Genomic DNA, 16,178 nt, shown 5'->3' with positions numbered 1-16,178 from the left:
CGGAATAAACGAAATGAAGAGGCTGTTCCCTTCCGGGGGAGCAGCCTCTTCATTTGCGTATATTTCATTTCTACTGTTCCAGATACTTCCGAATCTTCGGCATCATCGCCTGTGCCCGCTTCCGCCCCTCTTTATAGGTGCGGTCCATGCGCGCCACATCGTGCTCCGTCCGGCTGATGTCCAGTTCTTTTTCCGGATAGATGACACAGAGTTCCCCTTTGGATCCCAGCTGATGGACCATTTTCTTAGACCGATTGTACACCACATGACGGTTCCGAAGGCTGGCCGCAACCTGCGGATATTTGTGGAGGAGCAATCCGTAAAGGTGATCGTGCCCGGTGGGCGCCTTGACGTAATCCTTCGGCCGAGTCAGCACTGTGACAATCCGGTCGTACCCCTGGTTCCGTGCGTACTGCACCGGAATGGAATCACTGATGCCGCCATCCAGCAAGCTGTATCCATCGATATGCACCGCACGGGATACCACCGGCATGGATGCGCTGGCTCTCACCCACTCCAGCGCGGCATCGTTCAGTTCCGGCAGCTCCTTATATACCGGCTTCCCGGTTCGGGTATCGGTACACACTACGACGAACCGGCTGGGATCGCTATCATAGGTTTCCTTATCCATCACGTCCAGTTCCTTCGGCAAAGTATGGTAGCAGAACTCTGCCCCGTACAGATTTCCGGTCTTCATCAGAGAGCGCAAGCTGCAATACCGCCAATCCTTTGCGAATCGCCGGTTATAACGGATAACTCGTCCCGGCTGATGGGACTTGTAGTTGCAGCCGAATGCCGCACCGGCGGAGACGCCGATGACCGCATCAAAATGAATGTTGTTTTCCATCAGCACGTCGATAACTCCCGCGCTGAAAATGCCTCGCATGGCACCGCCCTCCAGAACCAACGCGGTTCGATGCTTGCCGTTATTCTCTTTTTTCGAAATCGTTTCTTTTGTATACATATTCACTGTTATTCCCCTAGAATTCTGCTCTCAAACAATTTAGTCAGTATTATAACATAGTTTTTATGAAATGAAACTAAATTTATAAGTTTTTTGTGTGAATTTTGTCGACATACATAGTATACCCGTATACGAGAGAACAAGGAATTGAAAAGGGATTGCGGGGAACATCCTCGCAATCCCTTTTTTCTCCCGGTCTTGTTTTTCCTCCTTCGTTTCATATATAATGTAGAGGATTGTGATTTCAAAAATGAAAGGAATATATATTTATGAGCATCTTAAACGTGGAACACCTGACCCACGGATTTGGAGACCGCCAGATTTTCGATGATGTATCCTTCCGACTTCTGTCCGGTGAACACATCGGACTGGTGGGCGCCAACGGAGAAGGCAAGTCTACTTTTATGAATATCATCACCGGTAAGCTTTCGCCGGATGAAGGAAAGGTGGAATGGTCGAAGCGCGTTCGTGCGGGCTATCTGGACCAGCACACCGTCCTCACCAAGGGGCAGACCGTACGGGACGTGCTGAAGACCGCTTTTGACTACCTCTTTGAGATGGAACAGGAGATGAACGACCTGTACATGTCCATGGGAGATCCGGATGTGGATGAAAATACCATGAACGCGCGGATGGAGGAAGCCGGCACCCTGCAGGACCTTCTCACCGCTCATGATTTCTATATGATTGACGCGAAGATTGATGAAGTAGCCCGGGCGCTGGGCTTGACAGACCTGGGACTGGACCGGGATGTTACGGAGCTGTCCGGCGGACAGCGAACCAAAGTGCTGTTGGCCAAGCTTCTGTTGGAGAAGCCGGAAATCCTCTTGCTGGACGAGCCGACCAACTACCTGGATCGGGAACATATCGTATGGCTGCAGCGGTATCTGCAGAATTACGAAAATGCTTTTATCCTGATTTCCCATGATATTCCGTTCCTGAACAGCGTAATCAACCTGATTTATCACATGGAAAATCACAAGCTGGACCGGTATGTGGGGGATTACGACGATTTCATAAAGGTGTACGAGATGCGGAAGGCGCAGCACGAAGCGGCCTACCAGAAGCAGCAGCAGGAAATCGCTCAGCTGAAGGATTTCGTGGCCCGGAACAAGGCTCGAATTTCCACCCGAAACATGGCCATGTCCCGCCAGAAGAAGCTGGATAATATGGAGCTGATTGAGAAGCAGGTGGAACGGGTGAAACCGGAATTCGACTTCCACCTGGGGCGCACGCCGGGACGGTTCCTTTTCGAGACGAAAGGGCTGGTCATCGGATACGATACGCCGCTTTCCAAGCCGCTGGATTTCGTCATGGAGCGAAAGGAGAAGGTGCTTCTCACAGGTGCCAACGGAATCGGGAAAACCACTCTGCTGAAGAGCTTGCTGGGACTGATCCCGCCGTTGGAAGGTCAGATTGAGAAGGATCCGTATATGCAGATTGGTTACTTCGAGCAGGAAATGAGTCAGGATGTGGATACCACCTGCATCGAGGAGATTTGGAACGAATTCCCATCCTGGGACCAGCGGGAAGTGCGAGCGGCGCTGGCTCGCTGCGGTCTCACCTCAAAGCACATTGAAAGCCGAATTCGGGTGCTTTCCGGTGGCGAACAGGCCAAGGTGCGCCTGTGCAAGCTGATGAATCGGGATTCCAATATTCTGGTTCTGGACGAGCCGACCAACCACCTGGACGTGGATGCCAAAGACGAGCTGAAACGGGCGCTGATGGAGTACAACGGCAGCATTCTCATGGTGTGCCACGAGCCGGAATTCTATGAAGGCCTGGCCACCCGGGTGATCGACTGCTCCCGGTGGACCACGAAACTGGTGTAATATAAAGAGCGTGAACGCTCGGGTATGTTCCCTCGGTTCACGCTCTTTTGCTTATCTTTTTTTATAAAGAACCAGCTCCGGATTCTCTCCCTCTGCCCCGAAAGTGGACACCATGATGAAATCCATGCCGGCAAGTACTCCAAAGCATCGGTCTCCGCCAAACTCCGAATCCAGCTGATTTCCCAAATAGGTCGTCCGGTCATCCAGGAGCTTCACGCTTTGGCCGTTCGGCAGCGGATATTCCAGATTCACATATTTGCCCACGAGTGCATTAAGTTTCTCGACCTTTGGAAGGCCTTCGACATGAAGGTCGTTGATTTCTTTTATAAGCTGTTTTTTAAACTCCTCAAACTGCCCGCCATCGCTGAGCGATTCGTATTTCTTCCAATAATCCAGCGTCGGAAGCAATTCCTGCATGTACGCTCGCGCCTGCGCCTCCGTAAAATCTTCTTTTACCATATGAGTCACGCAAACGTCAATTAGCTCATCCATATTGCTGTACGTATAAGTTCCGTCCGCATAGCACCATTTGCAGTAATCTTCATTCTTGGTTCCATCGCTGTTCCGGCTGATAATCTCATCATCTTCCAAAGGCATCCCGCAGCACTGACAGATCAGCGGACGAGGTTCGCCCAGCAACGCATTGATTGATACGTCCAACACCTTGGACAGCAATTTCAGCGTTTCCGTATTGGGAACGGTTCTGCCGGTCTCCCAACGAGATACCGCCTGCCGGGTCGCCATCACCTTCTCCGCAAGCTCATCCTGGGACAACCCTTGCCGGGTACGAAGTTCCAAAATTATATCTTTCGTTTCCATTCATTCCACCTCCGTTACGGATATGATAACAGACCGATGGGACTTTGGAAAAGCAACTTGCTGTTTCCCCTGCGGAATGTCCCGGTGGTGTTTGCTTGTACGATATGCGGAGTCTATTCGGCGACGGTTCTCTTTTCTTTGCTTTTCACCGGCAGCGGAACCTGAGCCAGAATTACCGCCACGAACACCAGGATGCACCCCAGAATTTCTTTCGGGAGAAGCACCTCGTTCAGGAACAGGCAGCCGGACACTGCGGCAAATACCGATTCCAAACTCATAATCAGGGTGGCGGTGGTCGGATCCGTGTCCTTCTGAGCTACAATCTGAAGGGTGAATCCCACGCCGCTGGACAGGATTCCCGCGTAAGCGATGGTCATCCATGCCGAAAGGAGTCCGCTCACGGACGGGTTCTCCAGCAAAAACATCACCGGCGTCATCACAATCGCTGCCACCGCAAATTGGATGCACGCCATCTTAACGCCATCCACCCCTTTCGAGGTAAAATGATCGATTGTCATAATGTGCACCGAAAAGCCCACGGAACAGAAGAGTACCAAAATGTCCCCTTTAGATATGCTAAAACCTTCTTTTACGCACAGTAAATAGAATCCTGCCATGGCCAACACCACGCAGAACCAGATGATTCGCGGAATTTTCTTTCCGATGAAAACACCCATCAGCGGCACCAGGATAATATACAGCGCCGTAATGAATCCGGCTTTTCCCGCTGTCGTCATGGTGATTCCAATTTGCTGCAAGGAACTGGCTACCGCCATTACTAGGCCGCAGTAAATTCCGCCCACCAAAGTGGTCCTGTCCGGGAGCAGGATGGATTTCCAATTTGCTTCCCCGGACGCTACATCATCGATTCCCGTTCCGGAGCCCGCGTTGTCCGTCACCCCTTTCTTCTTCCCGATTACGTAAATTACCGGAATCAGAAAGAGAAAGGCCAGGACATTCCGGGCCATGTTGTAGGTGTAGGGTCCCACGTAATCCATCCCGGAACTCTGCGCCACGAAGGCGCTTCCCCAGATGAAGGACGTTAACAATAACAGTAGATTCCCTTTCGTTCTCTTACTCACTTCGCATCATTTCCTTTATTCTTTACAAAATTTCGTACTAGTATAGCATTTCCCGGGATAATTCTCAATATATGAAAGGGGATTGCAGGCACAGAACGGTTCCTTTGGCTTCTTTCGTTCGCCACGAACGGGGACTTGGTGCACGAATCCCCTCAAACCCTTGTTCTTCCGTCGCCTTTGCACCAAGTCTCCACGCCTTTTTCCAGATTCGGGTGCTTTGACTTGGTGCATGAATCCCCTCAAACCCTTGACCTTCCGTCGCCTTTGCACCAAGTCTCCCTGCCTTTTTCCCGACCCGTACCCCGACACCCTATACCATAGAGCAAAAATGTGTACTGAAGGGGAATTATTTTTCTGGCATAATAGAAAGACATCCAAAACACACTATTAGAAAGGAGATCTTATGAAATACAATTGCATCGAATCGGTAAAAGCCGATCTTCAAGAACAATCCGACATGCTTCAGCAACTGGAATCTAGAAAGAGCCAACTGATTCAATTCGATGGCTGCACACTTAAGATAAAAAATTCAGGCGGCACCACTTATTACCATTGCCGGGAAAATCCTGCTCACCCCTGGCTCTATCTTGGAAACGAAGACCACCCGGACGTTCGTTCCATCCAAGAATTACGCTATTGCAACAAAGCCATTTCTCTGCTCAAAAACAACATTGCATTGGAGGAAAACTTGTTAGCGAATTACCGCGCTCCCGAGTACGACTCCATATTGAGCGGACTTCCAAAAACATACGTCCCCGCAAAAGGATTTCCGCAATTTGCCGGATATGATATAAACAAGTATTTCGACGAATTAGTTGGCTTTAAGAACAGCATTCCTCCGCGGAATCCCGAATCCTTGAAATTCCAAGCCATCGACGGTACACTGATACGTTCACGAGGAGAAGTGATAATGTACGATCGCTTTTGGCAAAGAGGGTATCATCCTCTGTACGAATTTCCGTTTCGCTTAGCCAACGGCAAGTTTTTATTTCCGGACTTTCTCTTGATTCATCCTCAGATTCCTTATTTATATATCGTGGAACATCTCGGCTTGTGGTTTCACCCGGAAATGAAGGACAACTACCGCAAAAACTATTTGCTAAAGGAAGAGGCCTACCGAACCCTTGGTTTTACCGAAGGCGTCAATCTGTTCACCACCAAAGAACTTCCAGACGGCGGCATCGACCTTGAAACATTGGAACGTATGTGCACCATGATTATGTCATCCCCTCCAAGCTCTGCCGTACAACGTCAAGGACCCATTCTGGATGACAAATTTATTCGTGATTTCTTGAGATAATCCCCGGTAAAAACAAGTTCGCGACCGTCATGCACGTCCGGCACAAGAAAGACTTTCCTCAATCAAGAGCTTGTACCAAATCTATATACCATTCTCCATCTCCACATACTTGACTTGGTGCATGAATCCGTTCCAGCCCTTATTCCTCCGTCGCCTTTGCACCAAGTCCCTCCACCTTTTCCCAAATCCGGGCGCTTTTACTTGGTGCATGAATCCGCTCCAGCCCTTGTTCTTCCGTCGCCTTTGCACCAAGTCCCCCCACCTTTTCCCAAATCCGGGCGCTCTGACTTGGTGCACGAATCCCCTCCAGCCCTTGTTCCTCCGTCGCCTTTGCACCAAGTCCCCCCACCTTTTCCCAAATCCGGGCGCTTTGACTTGGTGCACGAATCCCTTCCAGCCCTTGTTCTTCCGTCGCCTTTGCACCAAGTCCCCCACTCCGCCCATTCCTGTCCACAGCACTTTTAAACCGCAAACTTGATCTTTATATAAGAGAATTGACTTTATATAAAAATACATCAAAAATTAACCTGAAAATTTGACTCTATTGCACAAATATTGTATATTCACATCAATTTTCTATAATTTATTGTTTTTCTTGACAAGTAAATTCCCGATGGTTATAATAAGCATACAAAATCGAGCTTTCGAATGAAAGCGCAAGAAATACCATCAATTAAGAACATCACAGGAGATTAAACAATGAAAGAACATCAACAAAAGAGAGGAACCTGGAGCAGCAATTTCGGCTTTTTGATGGCCGCCATCGGTTCTGCGGTAGGCCTGGGAAACATGTGGGGGTTTCCCTATAAGTTGGGAATGAACGGCGGCTTTGCCTTCCTTATCCTGTATCTGCTTTTGGCGGTATTCGCCGGATACATTCTCACCATGACCGAGCTGGCTTTGGGCCGTTATACCGGCCAGTCCACCGTTCTGGCATACAAATCCATTCGCAAACAGTATGCATTTGTCGGATGGCTGGGCATGCTCTCGCCGTTCCTGATTCTGGGATTCTACTCCTATCTGGGCGGCTATTGCATCAAGTACATGCTGGCCAATCTGGGAGATGTGTTCGGTGCAAGCTGGGGCGTTGGCGGCGTAGATGGTGCTGCCTACTTCTCCAACCTGACAGCGGACACCACCCAGTCCATCATCTATACACTGGTATTTCTTCTGATCACCATCGTCATCGTAAGCTATGGTATCGAGGAAGGCATCGAGCGGTTCAGCAAAATCGCCATGCCGGCACTGTTCGTGATGCTCCTCCTGGTAATCGCACGAAGCGTTACCCTGCCGGGCGCTTCCGCCGGAATTGCATTCCTGTTCAAACCGAACTTTGAAGTGTTCCACGGAACCGGCTGGATTTCCGTACTTTCTGCTGCCGGCGGCCAGATGTTCCTGTCCCTTTCCATCGGAATGGGCATTACCATTACCTACGGTTCTCATCTCGCCAAAGATGCCAATATTGAACGAAGCAGTTTGATTATCCCGCTGGCCGACACCGTTATCGCCGTTTTGGCAGGTCTGGCAATCATGCCGGCTGTATTTGCCAGCGGTCAGTCTCCGCAGGGCGGCGTAGGACTTCTGTACATGACCCTGCAGACCGTATTCAACGGAATGGGCGGTATCGGTCCGTTCATCGGATTTATCTTCTACGGACTGGTTGTCATCGCGGCGCTGACCTCCTCCGTTGCGATTCTGGAAGCCATTGCCGGTTCCTTTATCGACGACGCCATGAACAAGGGCAAGGGCGACAAGCGAAAATTCTATTGCTGGTTCTTCGGAATCCTCTCCGCCGTTCTGGGCTCACTGATTGCCTACGACGGTCTGGGACAGAACCTCCCTGCTATGTTCGGCAAATTCTGCTGGGTAGACGGTTTCGACCTTCTGGCGGAAGGCATCATGATGCCGCTGGGTTCCCTGTTCGCCACCTTCTTCTTCGGCTGGATTGATCGGGAAATCCTCCCGAAGGAAATCCATCAGAGCTCCAACTTTAAGACGGAGAAATTCTACCGCTTCTGCATCCGTTGGATTGCACCGGTATTCACCTTCTTCGTACTTCTGGGACAGCTGGACTCCTTCTTCGGCTTCGGCTGGTTTAGCTAGAATAATATTATTTCCATAAAAACAGGTACTTTACGAATAATTGTGGGATAGTTCTTAATAACTATCCCGCTTTTTTATGGTTCTTCACTTTATAATCCAACAACAAGCAACGAAGGGCGGTTACTTTGTATGTCGATATCTCTGCTGCAAAGTGATGCATGACCACTTGTTTTTCCGACTCGTACATCAACTCCATTTTCAGATTTGATGTACGAGCACCATTATTTTCAGCTCATGCATCAACTCCAATCATTTTTATATTGTTTTCATTCCACTTTACTTTCATTCCATAAAAAAAGTGATGCAGAAGCAGCGGTTTTCTGCTTTTCTGCATCACATCCTATCATTTCCGCCGGACACCGTCCCTCCAATCGTTCGGCGGCTACACCCCTATTGATGCAGGAACATCTATTTTTAGCGTTCCTACATCAATTTCCTGAATTTGCACCGACAAGCCGGATTAGACCATGCCGCAGCTACCGGCTATGCCTCCTGTGACAGCCGTTCCAGCGCTTTCCGGAACCGATTTCCGAACAGCACTGCCGTAAACGTCACCGCAATAATATCCGCCACCGGCTCCGCCAGATAGACTCCCCACACCGGATGGGATACCAGATGCGGCACGATGTAAATTAGCGGTAGCAGCAGCACGAACTTTCGTACCACCGCCACGATGATGGAACACACCGCATTTCCGGTGGATATAAAGGTCATCTGGCAGGCAATCTGAATGCCGAAGATGAACATGGCGCCGCAGTAGATGCGAAGCGCCTTCTCGGCAAACATCAACAGTTCCGGATTAGAGGTAAACATGCTGCCGAATGCTCCCGGCACCACCATGATGAACAGCCATAATCCCACGGAATACATCACGCTGATTCGAAGGAGATACCGGAAGGTCTCCCGCACTCGAGGGGCATTCCGGGCGCCGAAATTGTAACTGGAAATCGGCTGAGCCCCCTGGGCGATTCCCTGCAGCGGCAGCATGGCGAACTGCATCACGCTGGTGCAGATGGTCATGGCTCCCACCGCCACATCTCCTCCGTATTTCAGCAAGGAGGAATTAAAGCATACCGAGATAATGCTTTCGCTGGCCTGCATCACGAAAGGCGAAAGTCCCAACGCCACACACGGAAGCAGGATGGCCGCATGAAGTCTTATTTTATCTTTCTTCAACCGCAGGTGAGTTTTCTTTCCGGCAAGGAACCGCACGCACCAGATTGCGGAAATTCCCTGGGAAATCACCGTGGCAAGCGCCGCTCCCCGGACACCCATGCCGCAGAGGAAGATGAACACCGGATCCAGCAAGATATTGCACACCGCCCCGATGAGCACCGTGCGCATTCCGATTTGGGCAAAGCCCTGGGCGGTGATGAAGGAATTCATTCCCAGTGTCAGCTGCACAAAGATGGTTCCCAGCGCATAGATTTTCAGGTACGAATCTGCGTAATCGATGGTGTTTCCGCTGGCCCCAAAGGAAAGGAGCATCTCCCGACCGAAGAGAAGCAGTACTGCTGTCAGCACCAGAGATATCAGAACCTGCAGCAGAAAACATCCGCCCAAAATCCCTTCCGCCGTGTCGTAATCTCCCTTTCCCATGTTAATGGAAGCCCTCGGTGCTCCGCCGGAACTGATCAGCGCCGCGAAGGCCGACACAATCATAATAACCGGAAGACAGACTCCCACGCCGGTCAGCGCCAGATTTCCATCTCCCGGTATATGTCCGATATAGATTCGATCCACAATATTGTACAGCATGTTAATCAGCTGTGCGGCAACCGTCGGAATCGCCAGCTTCCGAAGAAGCTTTCCCACCGGTTCCGTGCCCAGAAACTCTTTATCCTGATTCAATCCTTTTTCCTCCCGGTAAAATCGATACAATGAAGCATATTTTACCACACCGAGGAACTCAGTCAAGTATTTTTATTTGCTCCGGAAGCTTTAAAGAGAAAACAGTTCCCCGACCCGGTTCACTATCCACGTCGATTTCCACAGAAATCTTTTTCGCCGCCCGGCTGCATAGATACAGCCCCAGCCCGCTGGATTTCATCTCCTGTCTTCCGTTGCAGCCGGTGTATCCCTTTTCGAAAATTCGCGGAATATCGGATGCCTCAATGCCCGGTCCATCGTCCTCGATTCGAATTCTTCCCCGGTCATCGGCCTCAATTCGCACATACGTATCGGTATATTTAATCGCATTGGATAGAATCTGTTCCAAAACGCAGGCAAAGTATTTCTTATCCGTCACTCGAACGCCCTCCACCTTACGGTACTCCAGCCGCACATTTCGGTTGATGAACAGGGAAGAAAACTTCCGAATGGATTCCCGGATCAAATCATCTAACGCGTATTCCTGAATCATCAAATCGTTGCCGGAAGAATCCAACCGGATATAGTGCAACACCATTTCCACATACTGTTCGATTTGAAAGAGTTCACTGAGAAGCCGACGATTCTCCGGCGTATCCTCCTCCCGAAGCGCCAGCCGCATGACCGAAATCGGGGTTTTAATCTGATGGACCCATTTCGTGTAATAATCCTCCATGTCCTCCCGCTCCTCCAGGAACTGCTGTTCCTGCTGAAGCGCTCGATTTCGAAGGCATCGAAGCATTTCTCGGTAGTCCCTCTCCGTGCGGCTCTCCTCTTCTCCCAAAAATACTTCGGGATTGAGGCCAAAGACGTCCGGCGCGTCCGGCTTCACGGACGAAATCACCTGTTCCCGTTTTCTGCATCCGTTAACGAATTTTCGAAAACGAAGTCCAATCACTAACACACACACAACACCGGAAAGAACCGTTCCGTAAATAAACGGTTCCATCTCCATCCGGTACAACCAGAAGGTCCCAAAATTCAACAGAATCACCGCTGCCGGCAGCAGAATCCAGCTCCGATTCTCTTTCAGAAATGTTTTCAGCAAAGGGCGTTCACCTCCTTCCAACGTTTACTCCACGGATTTAAGAAATGAGATACCCTCGTCCGGGTTTTGTAACAATTACATCTCGGAGTCCGGCTTCCTCTAGTTTCTTCCGAAGCCTTCCCACATTCACCGTCAGCGTATTTTCTTCTACATAGCAGTCATCCTGCCATAAGGCCAGCATCAAATCCTGGCGGCTGACGATTCGACCCTTGTTCTCCAGCAGGGTTCGAAGAATTCGAAATTCATTCCGGGTCAATTCCACCGATGTACCGTTTACCGACAGCATCCCGTCATTCAAGTTCAGCCGGGCACCCTCGAAATCGATAATGTTCGGATTTCCCTCAATCTCATAGCTCCTTCGAAGGATTGCTTTTACCTTTGCGGAAAGCACCAGAGGATCCACGGGTTTTGCGACAAAATCATCTCCACCCATATTGATGGCCATCACGATATTCATGTTGTCGGATGCGGAAGACAGGAAGAGTACCGGAACGCCCGAAATCTCCCGGATTTTTTCACACCAATGGAATCCGTTCAGATAGGGCAATCCGATGTCCATCAATACCAGATGGGGATCGTAATCCTGAAATTCTTCCATTACGTTTCGAAAATTCGAAACGGTTCGAACGTCATTTCCAAAACCCGTCAACTGGTTCTCGATTAACTCCGCCAGGTTTTTATCGTCCTCTACGATAAAAATTCGATACATACAATTCACCCATCCTTCTACCGCACAATACGATAATAGATTCGGGACGTGAGACGGTAAATAATCCCATATCCCAGCACATACATCCCGTATGCCCCCAAGCCGCATCCGATAAACAGGGCTTTGTTGGTAAGCATCAGGACTTTCAGCAATTCAATGAGAATCGGAAATGCCACCGCAGTATGAACGCCGGCGACCATCACCGGTAAGAAGAATACCATCCGAACTTGGGATTGAATGGTCTTTTTCACCTCTCCGGAACTCATACCCACTTTTTCCATAATCTGAAACCGTTTCCGGTCTTCATATCCTTCCGAAATCTGCTTGTAATAGATAATCAACACCGTAGCAAAGAGGAACACCATTCCCAAGAGGATTCCCAGAAACAGAAAGGATCCGTACATGGATTTCAATGCACCCTTCACATCCCATGCGGAATCCACCGCCGGGACAACACCACGGATGCCGTAATCCTCTGCCAGAATGGATGTAACCCGCTGACGAAAAATTCGCGTAAATTCCTCCCCCTCTCGATACGTCTGTGCCGGATTCTTAAATCCCACTCCCAGACAGTTTACCGTGCTGAAGGCGTGATTTTGATTGAGGCGTCGGGCGACGCTTTCCTCTGCCACAACGATTCCGTATCGTTTGGTATTGGACAGACTGCTTCTGTTCTCCTTTACCGGGAAGTAATTGATCCACTTCCGAACCTTCAGCTTTTGATGGTTCAAATTCAAGATCTTCATGGAATAATCTACCGAAGTTCGAAGCGAGCAAAGGGCGATTTCATTTCCCTTCAAATTCAGCTTCTCGCCGCCCATCGCCTCATACATCCGCTGCGTGATAATGCCGACGGAAATGCATCGAGTCAAATCGGTTCCTTCCGAATTCACGGGATTCCATGCCCCGTCTTTCGGAAGGACCATTCCATCCAGCGAGTGAATATCGTCGATTTCGGTTATTTTCATTCCGGTTTTTTCCGATGCGTCCTGAAGAGCTCTTCGCAGTGCCGGCACCGGCAGGGATACCACCGTATCTTCTTTTGTCACGCCCTGCTCCGATACGTACAGCGGCTTCGGATAGCGACTTTCCACCACGTCGTCCATTCCGCTGTACAGGCTCAGAGAAGTGGACACCATCACCAGAACGCAAGTGGACAGAATCGCAATGGACGCCAACCCCACCGAATTTCGTTTCATCCGGTGCAGCATTCCGGAGATTCCAATCATATGGTTTTTATTATAATAGAATTTCTCGTTTTTCTTCAATGCCTTCAGGATAAAAATACTTCCCGCTCCGAACAGCAAATATGTGCCCGAGATGACCAGAAATGCCGCAATGAAAAACAGATTCAAAGCATCCAGCGGTCTATCCGTGGTGAGGGCAATGTAGTATCCTGCCGCCAACGCAGCAATTCCCGCCAGCAGCAGGAGAATTTTCGTCTTCGGTTCCCGTTCGCCCATTTCCTTGCTGTGCAGCAATTCCGTGGTATTCATTCGGGACAGACGAATTCGATTCGCCAGATAGGTCATTATATCTACTGCGGCGAAAAACAGAACGGTACCGCCCAATGCAGCCGGAAGAATCAGACTCACCTTTGGGATGGTTTCGGTCCCCATCATCTTCGTCAGAATCAACAGACTCAGCTTATAGAACAGAATCCCGGAACCGATGCCAATGCCGATGCCCGCGGCACTGCTTATTCCGCTTTCGTAACCAAAAACCCTTGCGACGTGCTTTTTTTCCATCCCCAGTGCGTAGTACAGACCGTATTCCTGCATCCGCTGTTTCATCAGGAATTTGGCCGTGTACATCAACAGCACGACGGAAAGAATCGCCAGGATAAAGGTTCCCAGCATCATAAAGGTGGGAAGGTATTCCCCGCCGTAAATGTTCTTCATCTTGGGTTCCAGCGCCAAGGTCAGCATGATGTAGAAGCAGGCGGTCAATCCGGCTTCCGTAAGAATCCGGGGAACGTAATAACGATAATTCTTCTGCAGATTGTTTTGGGCAATTCGTCTATACAATGAAGAGAACATTACCGCTCACCTCCTCTCCGCAACATGGAGAGGGTGTCCGTAATTTTCTGATACAATTCCTGGTCGTCGCTCTTCCCCCGGTACAGCTGATGGAATACCACTCCGTCTTTGATGAACATCACTCGATCCGCATGGGCTGCCGCATTCACGGAATGAGTGACCATCAGAATGGTTTGCCCTTTCTGATTGATTCGCCGAAAAACACCCAGAAGATCCGATGTGGACTGGGAATCCAGCGCCCCCGTCGGTTCATCCGCCAGAATGAGAGACGGATGGGTAATCAATGCCCGCGCCACTGCCGCCCGCTGCTTCTGTCCGCCGGAAACCTCAAAGGGATATTTCAGCATCAGGTCCTGAATACCGATGACCGAAACCACTTCTTCGAGTTTCTCCTTCAGCGTACTCACCTCTTGTCCGTCCAGCACCAGTGGCAGGAGAATGTTATCTCTCAGATTCAATGTGTCCAGCAGATTATATTCCTGGAATACGAATCCCAAATTCTCTCGTCGGAACTTGGCCAGTTCGGCATCGGAAACGGAATTCAGCGGAATCCCATCCAGTACCACCTCTCCGCCGGTCGGCTGATCCAGTGCCGCCAGAATATTCAGCAGAGTGGTCTTGCCGGATCCGGATTCTCCCATAATTGCCACATATTCTCCCGGTTCCACCGAGAAGGTCACATCCCTCAATGCTTCCACCCGGTTTCCGCCGAATCGGCTTTGATAAGTTTTCCGTATTTTCTTCACTTCCAGAATTGACATTTCTGTATCCTCCTTTTGGTTTATCATTCATCTGTTGAATCTATGATACTTCAATGTCTTTTTCCGAAACATCGAACCTCGTGACAAAATCGCCGCTTCATGTGACATTTCCGTCACCTCGTTACCTCACAAAAACCGGGGACGGAATCTCCATCCCCGGCATTCGTAAACTATTCAATCGGAATTTCCTCCGTCACGCCGCCGCCGTGGAACACCGTCACCGTCCGGAATCCGGCTTCCTTTGCAATGGCAAGAGCTTGATCAAACCCTCGATTCAAATGGTCCACGCTGTGAGCATCGCTGGAAATGGTAATCCGTCCGCCCAGCCGACAGATTTCCTTCAGAATTTCCCGGGACGGATAGCATTCTCCATCCTCTCGCCAGCTCAGGGGCGTGGTGTTGATTTCAAAAGGCCGTCCCTGAGGCACCAGCCGCTCCAGCGCCTTCTTCCAGGCCGTCACATACCGCGGATGATGCTCGTCCACCAGCACTGTCCCGTTTCGGTTGAACTTTTTGATTAAATCAAAGTGACCGATGAAATCACAACCTGTCTGTTCCAGCACCCGGGCCACTGTATCGAAGTACGTCTCCGCATAGGCGTATGGGTCGTTTCCGAACTTCTCGATGGTCTTTCGAACCACTTCCTCGCTCTCGTCCACCGGAATGTACTCTCCCTCCCACCGGATGTAGTGCACCGATCCGATGGAATAATCCAAATCTCGGCAATCGAGATCCGAATAGAAGTCCCGTTCCACCCCCAGCAGGATTTCCATCTGCCCCTCATATTTTTCCCGAAGGGCCCGCACCTGCCGGCAGTACTCCGGAAAAGTCTCCGGCGTCATGCAATAGAAGGTGTCGAAATCCGTATAGGAATGCCCGGAAAAACCCAGCGCGGTGAATCCTTTTTTTGCCGCCGCCTCGGCCATCTCTTCCGGTGTGTTCTGCCCGTCGCAAAAATCGGTATGGGTGTGATAATTTCTTTTCCAGTCCATGGGTTACTCCGCTCTGCTCTTCTCCTGCTTTACCTTGTGATCGATTACGTGGCGGGAAGCCAGCTCCCGGCGAATGTCCTCCAGCGAAATCCCCTGCTCGATCATCATCACCATCACGTGGTACACTAGATCCGAAATCTCGTAAATGGTCTCCTTCGGGTCGTTGTCCTTCGCCGCAATAATGACCTCCGTGGACTCCTCCCCGATTTTCTTCAGGATTTTGTCCAGTCCCTTCCGGAACAGGTAGGTGGTGTAGGATCCTTCCTGAGGATTCGTCTTCCGCCCCCGAATGAGCTCCATCAGGGCATCCATGGTAAAATCAGACTTCTCCTCGCTTTGGTATACCGGGTTGAAAAAACAGGTTTCCGCCCCGGTATGGCACGCCGGGCCGTCCTTTTCCACCACTACCTTCAGGGTGTCCAGGTCGCAGTCCGCCGTGATGCTCACGATGTGCTGGTAATTGCCGCTGGTCTCCCCTTTGGTCCACAGCTCTTGGCGGGACCGGCTCCAGAAACAGGTTTTCCCCGTTTCCATGGAAATCTTCAGGCTTTCCCGATTCATGTACGCCACCATGAGAAGCCGGTGGGTTCCGGCTTCCACAATTACTGCCGGAATCAATCCTTTTTCATCAAATTTCAACTGATCAATCTCTGTCATCGT

At 50.3% G+C, this 16,178-nt stretch carries 14 protein-coding genes; 3 read left to right on the top strand and 11 right to left on the bottom strand.

The window, feature by feature from the left end:
* Nucleotides 1-70 precede the first annotated feature (70 nt).
* Complete coding sequence (locus tag PUE40_RS01770) at nucleotides 71-964, bottom strand: patatin-like phospholipase family protein (RefSeq protein WP_277671714.1); 894 nt, start codon at nucleotides 962-964, stop codon at nucleotides 71-73.
* A 269-nt stretch (nucleotides 965-1,233) separates the two neighbouring features.
* Here PUE40_RS01770 and PUE40_RS01765 point away from each other — a divergent pair, with 269 nt between their 5' ends.
* Complete coding sequence (locus PUE40_RS01765; RefSeq protein WP_154553440.1) at nucleotides 1,234-2,796, top strand: ABC-F family ATP-binding cassette domain-containing protein; 1,563 nt, start codon at nucleotides 1,234-1,236, stop codon at nucleotides 2,794-2,796.
* A 51-nt stretch (nucleotides 2,797-2,847) separates the two neighbouring features.
* Here PUE40_RS01765 and PUE40_RS01760 read toward each other — a convergent pair whose 3' ends face one another.
* Both PUE40_RS01760 and PUE40_RS01755 read right to left on the bottom strand, forming a co-directional pair.
* Nucleotides 2,848-3,615 (bottom strand): zinc ribbon domain-containing protein, encoded by a 768-nt coding sequence (locus PUE40_RS01760; protein ID WP_154553439.1) that lies wholly within the window; start codon nucleotides 3,613-3,615, stop codon nucleotides 2,848-2,850.
* 113 nt (nucleotides 3,616-3,728) lie between these two features.
* Nucleotides 3,729-4,697, bottom strand: a complete 969-nt coding sequence (locus PUE40_RS01755) for a DMT family transporter (RefSeq protein WP_277671713.1) — start codon at nucleotides 4,695-4,697, stop codon at nucleotides 3,729-3,731.
* Nucleotides 4,698-5,100: 403 nt separating this feature from the next.
* Between PUE40_RS01755 and PUE40_RS01750 the strand changes: the two genes are divergently transcribed.
* Nucleotides 5,101-5,997, top strand: a complete 897-nt coding sequence (locus PUE40_RS01750; protein WP_277671712.1) for a hypothetical protein — start codon at nucleotides 5,101-5,103, stop codon at nucleotides 5,995-5,997.
* 139 nt (nucleotides 5,998-6,136) lie between these two features.
* Here the strand turns inward: PUE40_RS01750 and PUE40_RS01745 are convergent, their stop codons facing one another.
* Nucleotides 6,137-6,451 (bottom strand): hypothetical protein, encoded by a 315-nt coding sequence (locus tag PUE40_RS01745; RefSeq protein ID WP_277671711.1) that lies wholly within the window; start codon nucleotides 6,449-6,451, stop codon nucleotides 6,137-6,139.
* A gap of 245 nt (nucleotides 6,452-6,696) precedes the next feature.
* Here PUE40_RS01745 and PUE40_RS01740 point away from each other — a divergent pair, with 245 nt between their 5' ends.
* Nucleotides 6,697-8,100, top strand: coding sequence for a sodium-dependent transporter (locus PUE40_RS01740; protein WP_277671710.1), 1,404 nt, complete (start codon nucleotides 6,697-6,699; stop codon nucleotides 8,098-8,100).
* Between the two features lie 483 nt (nucleotides 8,101-8,583).
* Here the strand turns inward: PUE40_RS01740 and PUE40_RS01735 are convergent, their stop codons facing one another.
* The 7 genes from PUE40_RS01735 to hisIE form a co-directional block, all read right to left on the bottom strand.
* Nucleotides 8,584-9,951: an MATE family efflux transporter gene (locus tag PUE40_RS01735; protein ID WP_277671709.1), complete on the bottom strand. Its 1,368-nt coding sequence runs from the start codon at nucleotides 9,949-9,951 to the stop codon at nucleotides 8,584-8,586.
* Between the two features lie 58 nt (nucleotides 9,952-10,009).
* Entirely contained in the window at nucleotides 10,010-11,017 is a 1,008-nt protein-coding gene (locus PUE40_RS01730) for a sensor histidine kinase (protein ID WP_277671708.1), read from the bottom strand.
* Nucleotides 11,018-11,054: 37 nt separating this feature from the next.
* Nucleotides 11,055-11,726: a response regulator transcription factor gene (locus tag PUE40_RS01725; protein ID WP_277671707.1), complete on the bottom strand. Its 672-nt coding sequence runs from the start codon at nucleotides 11,724-11,726 to the stop codon at nucleotides 11,055-11,057.
* A gap of 17 nt (nucleotides 11,727-11,743) precedes the next feature.
* A complete protein-coding gene (locus tag PUE40_RS01720) occupies nucleotides 11,744-13,765 on the bottom strand; it encodes an FtsX-like permease family protein (protein ID WP_277671706.1) in 2,022 nt (673 codons plus the stop codon).
* Nucleotides 13,765-14,526 (bottom strand): ABC transporter ATP-binding protein, encoded by a 762-nt coding sequence (locus tag PUE40_RS01715; RefSeq protein WP_277671705.1) that lies wholly within the window; start codon nucleotides 14,524-14,526, stop codon nucleotides 13,765-13,767. Before PUE40_RS01715 ends, PUE40_RS01720 begins: the two co-directional genes overlap by 1 nt.
* 170 nt (nucleotides 14,527-14,696) lie before the next feature.
* Entirely contained in the window at nucleotides 14,697-15,518 is an 822-nt protein-coding gene (locus tag PUE40_RS01710; protein WP_277671704.1) for a histidinol-phosphatase, read from the bottom strand.
* Nucleotides 15,519-15,521: 3 nt separating this feature from the next.
* Nucleotides 15,522-16,175, bottom strand: a complete 654-nt coding sequence (gene hisIE, locus PUE40_RS01705) for a bifunctional phosphoribosyl-AMP cyclohydrolase/phosphoribosyl-ATP diphosphatase HisIE (protein ID WP_154553429.1) — start codon at nucleotides 16,173-16,175, stop codon at nucleotides 15,522-15,524.
* Between the last annotated feature and the right edge of the window lie 3 nt (nucleotides 16,176-16,178).

The sequence above is a fragment of the Mogibacterium kristiansenii genome (assembly GCF_029224645.1).
Classification (GTDB): Bacteria; Bacillota; Clostridia; order Peptostreptococcales; family Anaerovoracaceae; genus Mogibacterium_A; species Mogibacterium_A kristiansenii.
This window is presented reverse-complemented; position numbering and strand designations above follow the sequence as displayed.

Coding starts and splice junctions, on each gene's coding strand:
- PUE40_RS01715 (WP_277671705.1), bottom strand. CDS start 14,526: ATGTCAATTCTGGAAGTGAAGAAAATACGGAAAACTTATCAAAGCCGA.
- hisIE (WP_154553429.1), bottom strand. CDS start 16,175: ATGACAGAGATTGATCAGTTGAAATTTGATGAAAAAGGATTGATTCCG.
- PUE40_RS01725 (WP_277671707.1), bottom strand. CDS start 11,726: ATGTATCGAATTTTTATCGTAGAGGACGATAAAAACCTGGCGGAGTTA.
- PUE40_RS01750 (WP_277671712.1), top strand. CDS start 5,101: ATGAAATACAATTGCATCGAATCGGTAAAAGCCGATCTTCAAGAACAA.
- PUE40_RS01765 (WP_154553440.1), top strand. CDS start 1,234: ATGAGCATCTTAAACGTGGAACACCTGACCCACGGATTTGGAGACCGC.
- PUE40_RS01740 (WP_277671710.1), top strand. CDS start 6,697: ATGAAAGAACATCAACAAAAGAGAGGAACCTGGAGCAGCAATTTCGGC.
- PUE40_RS01760 (WP_154553439.1), bottom strand. CDS start 3,615: ATGGAAACGAAAGATATAATTTTGGAACTTCGTACCCGGCAAGGGTTG.
- PUE40_RS01770 (WP_277671714.1), bottom strand. CDS start 964: ATGTATACAAAAGAAACGATTTCGAAAAAAGAGAATAACGGCAAGCAT.
- PUE40_RS01710 (WP_277671704.1), bottom strand. CDS start 15,518: ATGGACTGGAAAAGAAATTATCACACCCATACCGATTTTTGCGACGGG.
- PUE40_RS01720 (WP_277671706.1), bottom strand. CDS start 13,765: ATGTTCTCTTCATTGTATAGACGAATTGCCCAAAACAATCTGCAGAAG.